Origin of the sequence: Microcystis sp. T1-4 (assembly GCF_000297435.1) — a bacterium.
GTDB lineage: Bacteria > Cyanobacteriota > Cyanobacteriia > Cyanobacteriales > Microcystaceae > Microcystis.
Genome location: NZ_CAIP01000429.1, coordinates 1 through 16,763 on the forward strand (window position 1 = coordinate 1; position 16,763 = coordinate 16,763).

The following is a 16,763-nucleotide window of genomic DNA, read 5'->3' on the forward strand; positions in this document are numbered from 1 at the left end:
ATATAAGCATAGTAGCTCGTTCTTTAAATTTTCTAGAATCTGAAAAAGATGGCTACGCTTGCAGAATTCATCCTTCTGTTAACTCAAAACAAGCTCCTCAATCGTTGATACAGCGTTCTTCTAACCCTCAACCGAATTTCTTTGATTCTTTGGCTTCTTTCTACCCTGATAGTTCTCAATTAAAAACTGTTTTTGAGTTTATTGAGGCAAATTATAGTCAACCTATTACCCTCAATGATGTGGCTGGATCGGCTGGTTATTCTCCTGCTTATTTAACCAATTTAGTTAAGCGTCGCACCGGTAAAACGATTATTCATTGGATTGTGGAACGAAGAATGCTAGAAGCCCAATCCTTGTTACTGAAAACCCATGAGTCAATTACCAAAATTGCCGCCACCGTTGGGTTTACTGACCCCTATTATTTTTCCCGTCGCTTTAGTCAGTTACATAAAGTATCTCCTAAACGTTGGCGAGAAAAATATCAAACTCAAGTAGCTTAAATGATGGCTGAGTTTTAGGTTTTAGCTTCTAAGTATTTAAACTTTACACCTTACATAATCATGATTGAGGTGGGCATTGCCCACCTTATTAGTACTTAAATTATCCCTGTTTGATGGCAGGAAAAGAAGGAGATTGACGAGAGAGTGAAAGGGTAATACCTAGTTGGGATAAATCAACCATTTTATCTTTTAGAATAAACCCTAAGCCATATTTTTCTACCACAGGAAGCGGTAATTTGGCGGCATGACTATAAACCACTCTAACGGTATCTTTGCTTCCTTTATTGGGTAAATTATTAGGTTTTTGTTGAACAGATTTACCTAAAAACTGGAGAGAACTACAGGTTTTATTTGCTTGTTGGGCAATTTGGAGAAATTCAGAAATTGCTTGCTCTAATTCCTGTGTCAAGGCATTAATCTTCTCACCAACTTCCAACAGTTGATACTCCTGTTTAGATAACAGTTTTTCTAGCTTATCTTGCAGTTCTGTTTCAAGGCGTACAACGGCTGAAGTTAGGGATTCTTGCAGCATTTGCGGAGATTTATGGGTGGTTTTAATCGGTTGAGCAGTGGAAGAAATCTCTGTAACAGATGGGTTAAGAACATGAGTATCTATCATAATTTTTACCTAGTAACTAGCAACTTGATTTTGTTACCTTTTATTGTACGAAAAAGGAGTTTAAATTTAATGGATAATATTTTGTATTGTCTGTTAGCTTTTTCAATGATTTTTGTATGGTAAAAATGTACTAAATTTGAATATAAAAAATAGGAATAAAAAAAATCCAGTTTTGACGAAAAATAAAACATGGCTGATCAATGGGTAGAGGAATAAACTAGGAATATAAGTTAAGCAATCTTAGTTTGCTATAACACTTTTTTCACGTTAAAGGAACTTAACCCATGATGACGACTGTTCAATCTCCTTGTACCGTTGAAGACATTCAAAACTGGCTCGTTGATCAGTTTGCTCAACAACTCGATGTTGACCTTGATGACATTGATATTGAAGAACCTTTTGATAATTATGAACTCGACTCACGAAAAGCGTTAGTTTTATTAGGACGCTTAGAAAAATGGCTCGGAAAGGAATTAAATCCTGTGGTCATTTTTAACTATCCCACCATTGCTGAATTAGCAACCAGATTAGGGGAATTATATCTTTAACTTTTTCTTGTATTCTTTCTCATTCACTCTATTCCTCATCACATTTTAGGAGAATTTGACCAATGGTTGCTACTAACACTAATGAGTATGATGTTGTGATTATGGGAGCAGGTTTTGCGGGAGTCTGTCAAGCAAGACACTTACTTCTAAATGTTCCCAACATTAAAATTGCACTGATCGATCCTCGTCCCGAAGAAAGAACCGATAAAGACCTCAAAATTGGCGAATCAATGGTGGAAATTGCCACCTTATTTGTTTGCAAAGAATTGGGACTATATGAGTATATGATCGAAAATCATCCCCCTAAATATGCTCTTAATTTTCATTGGGCAAAAGATGCAGATAAAACTGACACCATTGATGATTATTATCACATTTGGGCGAATCGACAATTTCCCCTTGGCACGTTTCAAATGAATCGGGCAAAGTTTGAACGGGATTTGCTCAAAATGAATAAGAAAATGGGAGCAAGTTTCTATCAAGGCCGTGTGGTTGATGTGGACATTACTCCTACTGATGAGATGCACACCGTCAAAGTTAAAATGATTGACGGAAATTATCACGAACTGAGAGCAAAACACCTTGTTGATGCAGCAGGACGTAAGTTTATTATTGGCCATAAAACTGATAACGTTATTGTAGGTGCAGATAATTTATTTGGAGTTGATACGGGATCGGCTTGGGTACGGGTTAAAAATATAGATCGCACCATTTTTCATGATGGTTATGACCCTTATGGAGCAACTTGTAGCCATTATTATGCTACCAATCATTGGTTTGGTCATGGTCATTGGTTATGGATGATTCCCACAGAAAAAGACTCCCAAGAAATCTCTATTGGAATTGCTCAACATCGCAGTGTTATTGCCAACGGTCAAATTAACACTCAAGAGAAGTTTTATGCTTTCCTAAAAGCCAATCACAATCTACTTTATCGCTTAGTTACCTCTGGCGAAAATGTCGATTTTCATTATCTTCCTAGAGTTTCCCATACTAGCAAAACGATGTTTTCTCAAGATAATTGGTATGTAGTTGGAGATGCTGCTTGTATTTTTGATCCCTTTTACTCTTTGGGAACAAGTATGATCGCTTTTGCGATTGAAAGTATCACGGAAATTATTCGTTCTCAACTTGCAGGAGAAGCGGATACAGAAGAAAAACGGGCTGCTTACAATGACTTTAACCTTACCTATACTCGATTGAATAATCATCTCATTGAACACCATGATAAACAATTAGGTCATGCTAGTATCATGAGTTGGCGTATTTATGCCGAATATATGTGGTGGTTTGGGATTCAAATTCCCCTTTATGTCGGCAAATGGCATTTAGATACTGGCTTTATTTCCCGTTATGTGCCAAAAGTTCAAGCGGATATAAAAGGATATTGGCATCATCTCTATGAACAATTTAACCAATTAGTTGAGCAGAATAAAAATATTGGTTTTATGGATGCTCATCGTACTGATCAATTAATCTGGGGTTATCATACCCTCAAACACTTCGATGACTTTATCGAAAACACTAAATTTGAACCAAGACGGTGCAATGTTTTCGCTGGAATTAAAGCGACCAGTTTTTATACAGCAGTTTGGTATGCAAAGTTCCTCTGGAAAGGATTTGGTTTTTCAGCTTTTCTCAATCCCAAAAATCTGTCCTATCTGTTTGGACATCTTAATGGCGCAGTTCAATCTGCCATTACGGAAATGGTCTATAAATATTTGACTCGTAAGCTTTCTGATAATAGCCAAATTGAACAAATGCGTCAAGAATTTACCCACTATCGTTATCGTCCTCAACTGAATTCTTGGCTAAAAGAAGAAGTGAAAAGATCGCCCGAAAAAATACCTATTATTGTCTAAATTTGGGTTAATCACTTAGGCATAGGTAAAAGATAACATCAAAAATCACAAGATAGCATCTTTTCCCTTTAACCCTACGCAATTACTGTCTATTAATTACGGATATCTCAACTATGAAACCTATTGCAATTATTGGTATTGGCTGTCGTTTTCCTAAAGCGAATAATCCTCATGAATTCTGGCAATTATTATCAAAGGGAATTGACGGAATCACCGAAATTCCTAAGGAGCGCTGGAATATTAATGAATATTATGATGAGAATCCCGAAACACAGGGGAAAATGAATTCTCGTCATGGGGGATTTTTATCGCAAGTTGATGGTTTTGATCCTAATTTTTTCGGGATTTCTCCTAGAGAAGCCTTATTAATGGACCCTCAGCAACGCTTACTCTTAGAAGTAGCTTGGGAAGCCATTGAAGATGCCGGAATAGCACGGGAACAATTGGCAGGATCGAAAACAGGTGTATTTGTGGGAATTGCCACAAACGATTATAGTCGCATTCATGCAGGATATAGCCACCAACCCCAGGGCTATGATTTAACAGGAAACTGCACAAATATCGCAGCCGGTCGTCTTTCCTATCTTTTTAACTTAAAAGGTCCTAGTTTAGCGGTAGATACGGCTTGTTCTTCCTCTTTGGTCGCAGTGCATCTCGCTTGTCAAAGTTTATGGAATGATGAGTCTTCAATGGCGATCGCAGCAGGAGTTAACCTGATTTTATCCCCTATTGGTAATATTGCGTTAAGCAAATTGAAAGCCTTGTCTCCTGATGGACGTTGCAAAACCTTTGATGAAAGCGCCAATGGATATGTGCGAAGTGAGGGAGTCGGTTGTATTATTCTCAAACCGTTGGCTCAAGCGATCGCAGATAAGGATTCCATTTATGCGTTAATTAGAGGAACTGCTATTAATCATGATGGACGCAGCAAGGGGTTAACGGTTCCTTATGGACCGGCACAAGAAAGCTTGATTCGATCAGCCTTGAAAAATGCCGAAATTGAGCCAAAAGAGCTTAATTATGTGGAATTGCACGGGACTGGAACATCTTTAGGCGATCCCATCGAAGCGATAGCCTTGGGATCTGTGTTAGAAGAAGGACGAGACAAGGATAATCCTTGTTTGGTGGGATCGGTAAAAAGTAATATAGGACATCTCGAAGCAGCGGCAGGAATTGCCAGTGTGATTAAGATGGCACTTTCCCTAAAAAACAAGCAAATTCCGCCCAGTCTGCATTTTAACAAGCCGAATCCTTATATTCCCTTTGATAAGTTACCCCTTAAGCTTCAATCATCTTTAATTACCTGGCCACAACCGGAAGCATCCGCCAAGGTGGGAATTAGTTCTTTTGGATTTTCGGGAACAAACGCTCATCTTATCTTGGAAGAAGCTAATTTATCTCACCCAGAACCAATTGCCTTAACTTTCCCTCATTTACTTCCTTTATCTGCCCATAGTCACGAAGCGGTCAGAGATTTAGCTCAAAATTATGAAGATTTCCTGAAAGATCAAGCTTTAACTCCTGAATTTGTCCAGAATCTTTGCTATAGTGCTGGTTTAAGACGGACTCATCATGCTCATCGTCAGGCGGTTGTGGTTCATTCTCCTGAAGAATTATTGAAGGGTTTAAAAGAGTTAGAAATGATTGATTTATCGACTCAATCTAAGCCTTCAAAACGTAAAACAAACATTGCTTTTGTCTTTTCTGGCCAAGGACCTCAATGGTGGGCAATGGGACGAGAATTATTAGCAACAGAACCCGTTTTTCGCTCTGTTATTGAACAATGTGATACTTTGATTCAAAAGTATGCTAACTGGTCATTATTAGCGGAATTTAATGCGTCTGAAGCTCTCTCTCGTTTACAAGAAACAGAAGTTTCTCAACCTGCTTTATTCGCTTTACAAGTTGGATTAGCTAAATTATGGCAATCTTGGGGGATTAATCCTAAATCTGTAGTTGGTCACAGCTTGGGAGAAGTTGCAGCGGCCCATTTTGCGGGAATTCTAACTCTTGATGAAGCTATTCATTTGATTTGTCAGCGCGGACAGTTGATGCAGCAAGCAACAGGAAATGGAAAAATGCTTGCGATTGAATTACCTGTTAATCAGGTAGAAAACTTAATAGCTGCTTGGGAAAGTAAATTAGAAATTGCTGCCATTAATAGTCCCTATTCAACGGTTGTATCTGGGGAGTCTCAATCGATCAATCAATTAATTGCTGAATTGTCCCAAAACCATCCTGATATTTTCTCCAAAGAACTCCCTGTTAATTATGCTTTTCATAGTCAACAAATGACTGACTTTGCGGATAAGTTAGTTAAAAAATTAGGATATCTTAAGCCTCAAAAAAGCACCATACCAATTTTCTCAACCGTAACAGGTGATCAACAAGAGGGGACATTATTTAATGCCGCTTATTGGGGACAAAATATGCGTCAGACGGTACGTTTTAACCCTGCTATTGAAGCAATGATTAAATCTCGTCATACTATCTTTGTTGAAATCAGCCCCCATCCTGTTTTATTGGGATATATTAAGAGTAGCTTGCGAGAACAAGATACTGAGGGATTTGTTTTACCCTCTCTAAGACGAGAACATTCTGAACGGGGAACGCTATTAAATTCTTTAGGAAAGCTCTACACTTGGGGACACTCGATTAATTGGGAAAAATTATATCCCGAAAATTGTCAGTTTGTTAAGTTACCGCTTTATCCTTGGCAACATGAATCTTATTGGGTCAGTGATGATAAACCTCGATTTAAGTCTGTTTCTTCTGCTTCTAGTTTACTTAATCTATTAGTTGAAGGCAAAACTGAACAACTAACAGAACAGTTAAATAAAAGTGATCAATTATCACCAGAAGTCAAGCAATTTTTACCCCAATTATTAAAGTTATTGGTGGGAGAAGATGCAACAATAGCAGGCAAGATGCCTATCCTACAGGATGTGAGTAAAAACTGTTATCAAGTGCAATGGCAACTCAGTCCTTTAAACTTAAAAAATAAGCATTGTCAAGGAGAACGGTGGTTAATTTTTAATGATAATCAAGGAGTCGGTAAAGCCTTAGCAACAACGCTAAATGATGCTTATATTTTGGTGTCTTCTGGTCAAACTTATCAGAAGTTTGTGTCAGGTCATTATCAAATTAATCCTAATAATGTTAAGGATTTTCAACGGTTGTTACAAGATATAACTGAACCGATCACCAAAGTGGTCTATTTATGGGGGTTAGACAGCGATATTAACTCCCAAACCTCTCAAACTCGTTCTTATGCCAGTTTATTGTATCTAACACAAGCTTTAGCTCAATTTAAAACTAAAGAACCCCCTAAACTTTGGGTCATAACACAACAAGCACAATCGGTGAATGATGCTGTTAAACCGCTTAAAATAGCGCAAACTTCCTTATGGGGAATGGGTCAAGTTATTGCCCTTGAATATCCCAATTTATGGGGAGGATTGATTGATTTAGAAGAAAAACAACCATCGTCTCAAGCAATTATTGCTGAAATAACAGAAAATCTAGGAGAAGATCGCATCGCTTTTCGGGATCATCAACGATATGTTGCCCGTTTAGTACCTAATAAAGCAATAAAAAGCTCAAACATCAATTTTAAGAAGACAGAAGCCAGTTATCTCATTACTGGGGGCTTAGGCTCTTTAGGATTAAGTTTAACAGATTGGTTAATTGAAAAAGGTGCCAATCATTTAATCTTAACCAGTCGGCGAGCCTTAGCTGACCATTCAAGGGATAAACAGGTAAAAATCAAAGCTTTAGAGGATAAAGGGGCTACTATTCAAGTAATTGCCGCTGATGTTAGTGATTATCAACAAACCCGTCAACTTTTTCACCAAATTCAAGAAAATTGTCCTCCCTTACAGGGTATTATTCATGCGGCAGGGGTTTTAAGCGATCGCACCATTGACAAGATGGATTTCGATTGTTTTGAGAGCGTATTTAATCCTAAAGCAGCAGGGGCGTGGAATTTACACCAACTTTCTCAAGATTTATCCTTAGATTTCTTTGTTTGTTTCTCTTCCATGTCTGCTTTAATCGGATCACGAGGTCAAATTCACTATGCCGCTGCCAACCATTTCTTAGATGGTTTAATGCACTACCGTCGGGAGTCTGGACTCACAGGGTTAAGCATTAACTGGGGACCTTGGGCTAAAGGGGGAATGGCCACGCAAGGCTATGAAGAAGGCTTAAAACGCCTGGGAATCAATCCATTACAACCCAATTTAGCCTTAGACACCTTAGATTATCTGATTAACCATGATGTTACTCAAACCATGGTAGCAGAGATTGATTGGTCTAAGTTTAAAACGATTGTTGCAGCAAAAGGACGGGTGGCTTTCTTAGAAGCGTTATTCAAGCAAGATCAGGATAATTTTGGGCAAACGGTCGAGAATTTCCCTCGAACTCTCCAAGAAACCCCTCCCCACCGACGAGTCACCCTCTTAACCACTCGTTTACAGCAAGAAGTGGCGCAAATCTTAGGAATTCGTCGATCCAGCTTGCCCGACACTGATCAAGGTTTTTTTGAGATGGGAATGGACTCTTTAATCTCGGTAGAACTCAAAAATCGTCTAGAATCCCTCTTTTCTGTCACTTTACCTTCTACTTTTGCTTTTGAGTATCCGACTATTGGTGATGTAGCACGGTATTTTGTGCAAGAAGTTTTTGCTTGGGAATTAAATTCTGAGAATTCTGAGGTTTCTTCGGAAATAGGGTCAACTGATGCTGTAGAACTTAACCAAGTGCTTGCTGAATTGGAGTTGCTGTCACAAGCAGAAACAGAAGCCCTAATGGAGCGAGAATTGGCGGAATTAGAAGCATTACTTTAACAGTGAACAGTGAACGGTTATCAGTTATCTGAATAACTAACACCTCACACCTAACATCTAAGGAGTATTTTAACATCATGGAGTCTCATCACCAGAAAACAGAATTAACGCCGTTACAAAAAGCAATTATTGCGCTTAAAGAAGCTCGTAACAAGATTGAAGCCTTAGAACGGCAAAAAAATGAACCGATCGCTATTATTGGCATGGGGTGTCGTTTTCCAGGGGGTGCAAATAGTCCAGAGGCGTTTTGGGAGCTATTATCAAGGGGAAAAGAAGTAATTGTCCCTGTTCCTAGCCAAAGATGGGATGCGGAGGCTTATTATGACGAAAATCCCGATCTTCCTAACAAAACTTATGCTCGTTATGGCGGGTTTATTGACGCAGTGGATCAATTTGATCCGCAATTTTTCGGGATGACTCCCCGGGAGGCGATCGCACTAGACCCTCAACAACGATTATTATTAGAGGTAAGTTGGGAAGCGTTAGAAAATGCTGGAATTGCACCTCAGAAGCTGACAGGGACGCAAACAGGCGTATTTGTGGGCATTGGCTTGGATGATTACGCAAAACGGCAAATTAAGCAACAAATTCCCATTGATGCCTATACGGGATCAGGAAATGCGTTTTGTTTCGCTTCAGGTCGCTTATCCTATTTTTTAGGGCTACAAGGACCCAGTTTAGCCATTGATACCGCCTGTTCTAGCTCTTTAGTCACGGTACATCTGGCTTGTCAAAGCTTACGCAATAGAGAGTCAAATTTAGCTTTAGCAGGGGGAGTTAGTTTAATGTTATCCCCGGAGGTGACGTTATATCTTTCTAAAACCCGCGCTTTGTCCCCTGATGGTCGTTGTAAAACCTTTGATAAAGATGCAAATGGCTATGTGAGAGGGGAAGGCTGTGGAATAGTGGTCTTAAAACGCTTTTCTGATGCTATAAGCGATGGAGATAACATTTTAGGGGTAATTAGAGGCTCGGCGGTCAATCAAGATGGCCCCAGTAGTGGTTTAACGGTTCCCAATGGAGCGGCCCAAATGGCAGTTATTCGTCAAGCATTGGAGAATGCAAAAGTAAAACCCGAACAAATTAGCTATTTAGAAGCACACGGGACAGGAACAGCGTTAGGCGACCCTATTGAAGTGCGGGGGATTAACAATGTACTATGCAAAGATCGTTCCACTGATAACCCCTTAATGGTAGGTTCAGTAAAAACGAATATCGGCCACCTAGAAATTGCAGCAGGGATGGCCAGCCTATTAAAAGTCATTTTATCGCTAAAAAATCAAGAAATCCCCCCCCATCTTCATTTTAAAGAACTTAATCCTGATTTAGCGGCTGCCGCAACCGCTCTCAAAATTCCTACCTCTTCTCTGCCTTGGCAGCGAACAGAAGAACCTAGAAGGGCTGGAATTAGTGCATTTGGATTAAGTGGCACAAATGCCCACATTATCATCGAAGAACCGCCTCAATTAAGCTTTAATCCCTCTGAAGTGGATCGTCCTGCTCATTTACTCACTCTATCAGCGAAAAGCGACGATGCTTTAGATGATTTAGCGCAAAAATGGGTCAACTATTTAGAGAAAAATCCTCAATTAAACCTAGCAGACTTAGCTTTTAGTGCCAACACGGGACGAGGACAATTTAACCATCGTCTGGCAATTTTGGCAAAATCAACCCTTGAAGCCAAGGACTCTTTAACAGCATTTACGCAAAAACAACCTTGTTTGAATGTTTTCAGCCAAGCAGTTGCAAAAAGTCGTCAAAATAAGATTGCTTTCTTGTTTACAGGACAAGGTTCTCAGTATGCAGACATGGGACGACAACTGTATGAAACTCAACCCACCTTTCGTCATGCCTTAGAGGAATGCGATCGCTTATTGCAACCTTACCTAGAAAAGTCCTTATTAGAGGTTTTATACAGTGATTCTAGCTTATTAGACCAAACTGCTTATACTCAACCCGCCCTATTCGCCATTGAATACGCATTATATAAATTATGGCAGTCTTGGGGCATTAAACCTGATGGGGTTTTAGGTCATAGTGTGGGGGAATATGTGTCCGCTTGTGTTGCAGGGGTTTATTCTCTCGAAGAGGGAATCAAGTTAATTGCCGAAAGAGGACGCTTAATGCAGTCTTTACCCCAAAAAGGCGCAATGGCAGCCATATTTGCCCCTATTGAAACAGTAAAATCTGTTATTTCTCCTTATGGGGATCAAGTTGAGATTGCAACTATCAATAGTTCGGAAAATATTGTTATTTCGGGTGATAAGGAAGCGATTAATCAGATTAAAGCAGATTTAGAATCACAAAGCATTGAAGTGCGTCTGCTTAAGGTATCTCATGCTTTTCATTCCGGGATGATGCAACCGATATTAGGGGAATTTAAAGTGATCGCTGGTAAAATTACCTATAAAACACCCCAATTAGATTGGATTTCCACCGTCACAGGTGAAGAAATCAGCCAAGCAGTAACAGAGGACTATTGGTGTCAACAAGTGCGTCAATGCGTCCAATTTGCCCCGGCAATAGAAACCTTAGCCAGCCAAGGTTATAATCTATTTATTGAAATCGGCTCTCATCCGATTTTAACGAGATTGGGTCAAAAAACCCTAGCAAACCCTGATTATCTGTGGTTATCTTCCCTACAACGAGGACAGGATGATTGGCAAATTTTATTACAAAGTGTGGCGAAATTAGCCGTTTCTGGGGTTAATATTGATTGGAATGGCTTTGATAAAGATTATGCTCGTCTTCGTCTTCCTTTACCTACTTATGCTTTCCAAAAACAACCCTACTGGTTAACCGTAGAGGCGCCTGGTTTACGCCCAACCCAAGGGACAGAAACCGTAGAAGGGCAAGACTTACACCAAAGTCAAGAAACAGAAACTTTAGGGGTGCCTGGCTTGCGCCCAACCCAAAAACAAAACAAAATCAAGGCTGAAAGCTTAGAAAGTCAATTAATTGCCTTAATAAGTAAAATTACGGGTTTAAATCCTCAGCAATTGAGTTTGAATGTTTCCTTGGAAGCAGATTTAGGGTTAGATTCTATTATGATGACCCAATTAATGAATGGGTTACTATCATTAATTCCTGAAGAAAATCGTAGTCAATTTAGTGAAACCTTTTCCCTACGCCATTTAATGCAAGTCTCTAATCTTCAGGAATTATTAACGATTCTTGCCGATTGGCAACAATTAGAAGAAGACAATCAAGCAGAAAGCCTAGAAAGTCAATTAATTGCCTTAATAAGTAAAATTACGGGTTTAAATCCTCAGCAATTGAGTTTGAATGTTTCCTTGGAAGCAGATTTAGGGTTAGATTCTATTATGATGACCCAACTAATGAACGGTTTACTGTCATTAATTCCTGAAGAACAACGTAGTCAATTTAGTGAAACCTTTTCCCTACGCCATTTAATGCAAGTCTCCAATCTTCAGGAATTATTAACCCTTCTTCAATCTCATACTTCATCCCCGAAACCTCAAATATCGAACCCTAAACCACAAACCAAAAACCTCAAAACACAATCCTCGAATCTGGTTCCTATTCTCCATAGTCAAATTCCCTTGTTAATGAGTTATTGGAGTCTCAATTCTAATAGTTTATTTACTAAGGTTAAAATCGCAGGAGAATTTGACTTAAATATTGCTCAACAAGCATGGAAACTGTTAATTAATCGACATCCCATGTTACGGGCGCAATTTCAGATTCCAGAAGATGCCGCCTGCTTTGCAGAGTATCAATTAGAAGTGCTAGAAAATCCGATTCCTCCTGAAATTCTTGTTAAAGATTTCACCACTTTAACTCCTGAGGAACAAGGGGAAAAAATTGAAGAAGAAATCTATCATTGGTTAAACTATAACTGGTCCTTAACGCAATGGCCGTTGCATGGATTTTCTGTTCTTAAATTATCTGATCAAATTCATCAATTATTTTTAGGGAATGAACACTTAATTTCAGATGGTTTAAGTAACCATGTCATGATGCGAGAATTCTTGGAAATTTACCGCGCTCTAGTTGCTAAAGAAACGCCAAATCTTCCCCCTACATTGACTGTAGAAGATTATCGAAAACAGGTTCAATTAATGAACGATTGGCAAGATATTGAGGAAGATCGAGCTTTAGCAGAATACAATAATGCTGTGTCTGGAATGTCCTATCGTTGGCAACCTAAACAGCAAAAAAATGCTCAAAATCATCCTCTCTTTTACAACCAAAAGTATGTACTTTCAGCAGAAACTACCTCTCAATTAATCGACAAAACCCGTCAATGGCGAGTCCCGATGAATGCACTATTATTAGGTGCATTTATAAAAACTATGTCACAACTAGATTCAAAAGCTGAAAACATCGTAATTTCGATTCCCACCAGTGGACGAATTTACCCCGAAGTAGATGCAACAGGTGTGGTTAGTAGTTTTGCTCAAAATCTGGCATTAACTTTTGCTAAACCTCAATCTGATCAAGATTGGCCGACCTTTTTAAGCCAAATTCAGCAAATTGTACAACAACATATTGGCACTGGTTTAGATCGGGCGCAAACTCGTCAAATGGGAACAATTTTTCGAGATAATATTACCCTAGAAAATGGTAAAATCCCCCCCCATAGTCTTTATTTGATACAGGAGGCTTTAAAGTCTAATTTATACCTTCCTTATACGGGACAAACTCACCTGCAAACTCGGTATGATACTCTATCAATTACTGACTATCAAGCAGGAGGAATGAACGCCACTGGAACAATTGATATTTTGCAAGAAATCTTTAATAATCGTCTTCATTTATTTGCAAGTTACGATTACCATCACTTTGACTTATTGCTAATAGATCAATTAATGACAGCCTATGTCAGCCAAATTGAAGAACTAGCCAATTTACCCGTCCAGGATCAAGTTATTATTTATCATCCTTCATCTATTGCTCTTAATACAGAGATTGAAGAAATGCTACGACAAATAACTTCCGAAATTTGTCATTGGACAATTGAAGAAGACGAAATAAGTGATGATTTGGAGGCAGATTTAGGACTAGATTCTTTAGAACGCATTCGCCTTGTTACCAAGCTAGAAGGGATTTATGGCAAACAATATCGCCAAGACCTTTTAAATTGTCGTACCTTGCAAGAAATGGCGGTTATTTTAGCCCCATCTCAACCTTCAATACTCAACAGCTATGCGTAAAATATAGCCCTACAAATCAAGTTTAGGACGAACAAAAATATGTCATTCTTACCTAGGTAAGAATCCACAAATATTTATGATATCTTGAACGTTTTTGTACGGCTATAACTCAACCAGCGAAGGTTCGTAATCAGTCCTTAATGGCTACCTTTTAAAAGACCAATGGGCGCAAGCCTTGCGCCCCTACCACCTAACATCTAATAGAGGATTATTCTTATGGCCTTTTCCCCCGAAATTCCCTACTATAAAATTATTAAACAAGCACAATTAACCCCTGATGCGATCGCTGTTTTAGATGAGACTTGTCCCCTAACTTATCAACAATTAGACCATCTTTCTAATCAAGTTGCTGCTTATTTACAGACTCAAGGTGTTAACCCCAATACCAGAGTAGGAATTATGACGGAACGAAATCCGCGCATGATCATTGGTATTTTAGGAATTCTTAAAGCAGGGGGCTGTTATGTACCCTTAGATCCCGATTATCCCGTCGAAAGATTGCGTTATATTCTTGATCATGCCACTATCGAGATTTTACTTACCGAACATCAGGTAAGTGAACAGTTAATTTCTTGTGTGACAGAACCTTTACCCTTGCAAACCGTCCTCTTTTTAGATGAAGGAGAAAGATTAAACAAAATTAATGATTTAACTCAGATTACCACTTCTATCTGGCAAAAACACAGTAAAGAATCCATAAATCTTTGTAATCGTCCTGAGGATTTAATGGTAATTCTTTATACCTCTGGCTCAACAGGACGGCCAAAAGGGGTAATGTTAAACCATCGCGGTTATATGAATCGTCTAGAATGGATGCAAAAGACATTTTCCCTGAAAACAGGCGACCGCGTGGCACAACGCACCTCTTTTTGCTTCGATATTTCCGTATGGGAAATTTTCTGGACGTTAATGGAAGGTGCAACAATATGTCCCGTCAAACGCGAAGTAGTCTTAAATCCTTGGCAATTTGCTGCATGGATTAAAAAGACTAAAATTAATGTAATGCACTTTGTTCCCTCCCTCTTTGGGGAATTTATCAGTGCGATTGAAAACGAATCTTGGACATTTCCTGATTTACGCTGGTTAATCTTTAGTGGGGAAGCCTTACCCATGTCTTTTATCCAAAAATGGCTTGATTGTTATGGATTAAAGACAGGTTTAGCCAATCTTTATGGACCGACAGAAGCCTCAATTGATGTGACTTACCATATTATTACAGAACGTCCTGACGAACGCACCAGCAGCCAAATTCCCATCGGAAAAGCGATCGATAATGTCTATCTCAAAGTGTTGGATGATCAGATGCAACTTGTTAAACAAGGGGAAATGGGAGAACTTTGGCTTGGTGGCGTACAATTAGCGTTAGGATACCTCAAAGATACTGAAAAAACCGCTAAAGCGTTCTGTTCTAATCCTTTTTCTGATGTCTCTGGCGACTATATTTATCGGACAGGCGATCTAGTCAAGGAATTACCCGATGGTACGCTGGAATATCATGGACGTATCGATAATATGGTCAAAATTCGGGGTTTTCGCATTGAACTAGGGGAAATTGAGAGCATCTTAACCACTCATCCCAACGTACGGGAGTCCGCCGTTTTAGCTATTGATTACGGCGAAGGACAAAAACGATTAATTGCTTGTTTATCGGGGGATAAAATCAAAAACCGAGTTCTCAAAGCACATTTAGAGCAGAAACTCCCCCATTACATGATTCCTCAACGATTCGCTTGGTTTCCACAACTTGCTAAGAATCATAACGGAAAGTTAGACCGTAAAGCATTAGCCGCCGAATTACTTCCTGCTCCCGCTGCTCCCGCTGCTCCCCCTACTCCTTCTCTTATACCCCTTGGACCGGCACAAAGTTGGTTAGTCAACTATTTTGAACCTCCCTATCAATGGTTGGGTTATACTCGTTTTCTCTATCATCAGTCTTTGAATCTTGATATTTTCAATCAAGCTGCTAATCTTTTGGTGCAACGTCATGAAGCTTTTCGGACGGTTTGCCTACAAAATCAAGGTAAATGGCAGCAATACCTGATCAATGATCCTCAACCTATCCTAGCAAATTATTGGGATGGAAGCCACTTAACAGAAGCAGAACGTAATGCTAAAATCAAAGCTCAAATGTCAGATTTAGCTAAAACAATCCAGATTGACCGTTGGCCACTCACTGCCACTCTTGTGGTTAAAGTTAGTCCCTATTGCTACGATATTACGATGATCGCTCACCACATCATTGCCGATATGTTAAGTGCAACCATCTTGTTTAAGGAACTTTGGAGTGCCTATCATCAATTATTGGTAGGAAGTGAGCCGACTTTTTCTAACCCTAATCCTCAGTCTTACTTAGATTTTGTACAAGTCTTGAGGGATGAGGAGAAAAAAGGAACAATGAACGAACACTTGAATTATTGGAAGGAACAATTTCCCGATGCAGAGGGTCGCTTTGAAGTCCCCGTCGATCATGTCAAAGGCCCAAATATTGAAGCTTCTGCCGAAAGTGAGCGATTTGTCCTAAGTAAAGCGCAAACTAAACAGTTATTAAGCCAAGGCAAGGCTTATTATCAGTCTAACTTTTATCCTATTCTCCTTGCTCCTTTATACCGTTTATTAGGTGATTGGAGTCAACGCCAACAGGTGGTTATCAGTCATCGTAGTCATGGGCGAGATTTAGGCGAAGGTCAGCCTTTTATGGAAAGTATGGGCAATTATGCTGTAAATTTTCCCATAGGCATTAATTTATCCACTTCTACGACTTGGGAAAAAACTATCAGTACCATCAATGAGCAGTTTGAAAGCTTACCAATGAATGGCGTAACTTATGATTGGATCGGTGAGTCTTTACCTGAATATCTCTATCCTGATAGTAATTTAACCTCAGTACGGGCTAATTATCTGGGAAATCGTTCTGTTCCTCTCTCTGACTTGTTTGAGTTTGTTTATGGCGAGCGCGATTGTCGTTTATCGCCACCGGATCAAAAACGTACCACATTGATTGAATTCTTTTTCCTAATCATAGATGGTCAGTTAGAGATAAGAATTGAATATTCTCGTAATTTCCATCTTCCTACGACCATTCAAAAAATCGGACAAGATTATCTCATTCTTCTTGAGGAATTAGAGCCTATTGACGTTGCTGATTCGTAACCGTTCAGGGGGGGGTGTCAAGCAGCCAGTGGCATTGACTCAGTGGCAGAACTCTCCTAG

7 protein-coding genes are annotated in these 16,763 nt (G+C 39.3%); 6 read left to right on the forward strand and 1 reads right to left on the reverse strand.

Features of this window, described 5'->3' with window-relative positions; translation table 11 throughout:
* Positions 1-500, forward strand: a 500-nt coding sequence (locus tag MICAI_RS21380) for a helix-turn-helix domain-containing protein (RefSeq protein WP_039900677.1), incomplete at its 5' end; no start/stop codon positions are given.
* A 100-nt stretch (positions 501-600) separates the two neighbouring features.
* Here MICAI_RS21380 and MICAI_RS21385 read toward each other — a convergent pair.
* Positions 601-1,119 carry a hypothetical protein gene (locus MICAI_RS21385; RefSeq protein WP_008206982.1) on the reverse strand — a complete coding sequence of 173 codons (519 nt, stop codon included), beginning with the start codon at positions 1,117-1,119 and terminating at the stop codon, positions 601-603.
* A 284-nt stretch (positions 1,120-1,403) separates the two neighbouring features.
* On the opposite strand from MICAI_RS21385, the gene MICAI_RS21390 reads away from it, so the two are divergent.
* The 5 genes from MICAI_RS21390 to MICAI_RS21415 all read left to right on the forward strand — a co-directional run bounded on the left by MICAI_RS21390 (position 1,404) and on the right by MICAI_RS21415 (position 16,703).
* Complete coding sequence (locus MICAI_RS21390; protein ID WP_008206984.1) at positions 1,404-1,667, forward strand: acyl carrier protein; 264 nt, start codon at positions 1,404-1,406, stop codon at positions 1,665-1,667.
* 62 nt (positions 1,668-1,729) lie between these two features.
* The gene (locus MICAI_RS21395) at positions 1,730-3,529 is read left to right on the forward strand and encodes an NAD(P)/FAD-dependent oxidoreductase (RefSeq protein ID WP_008206987.1); all 1,800 of its coding nucleotides are present in this window, start codon (positions 1,730-1,732) and stop codon (positions 3,527-3,529) included.
* Between the two features lie 113 nt (positions 3,530-3,642).
* Positions 3,643-8,376, forward strand: a complete 4,734-nt coding sequence (locus MICAI_RS21400; protein WP_008206989.1) for a type I polyketide synthase — start codon at positions 3,643-3,645, stop codon at positions 8,374-8,376.
* Positions 8,377-8,453: 77 nt separating this feature from the next.
* Positions 8,454-13,553, forward strand: a complete 5,100-nt coding sequence (locus MICAI_RS27460) for a type I polyketide synthase (RefSeq protein ID WP_008206991.1) — start codon at positions 8,454-8,456, stop codon at positions 13,551-13,553.
* 216 nt (positions 13,554-13,769) lie between these two features.
* Positions 13,770-16,703 carry an amino acid adenylation domain-containing protein gene (locus MICAI_RS21415; RefSeq protein WP_008206993.1) on the forward strand — a complete coding sequence of 978 codons (2,934 nt, stop codon included), beginning with the start codon at positions 13,770-13,772 and terminating at the stop codon, positions 16,701-16,703.
* Positions 16,704-16,763: the final 60 nt, after the last annotated feature.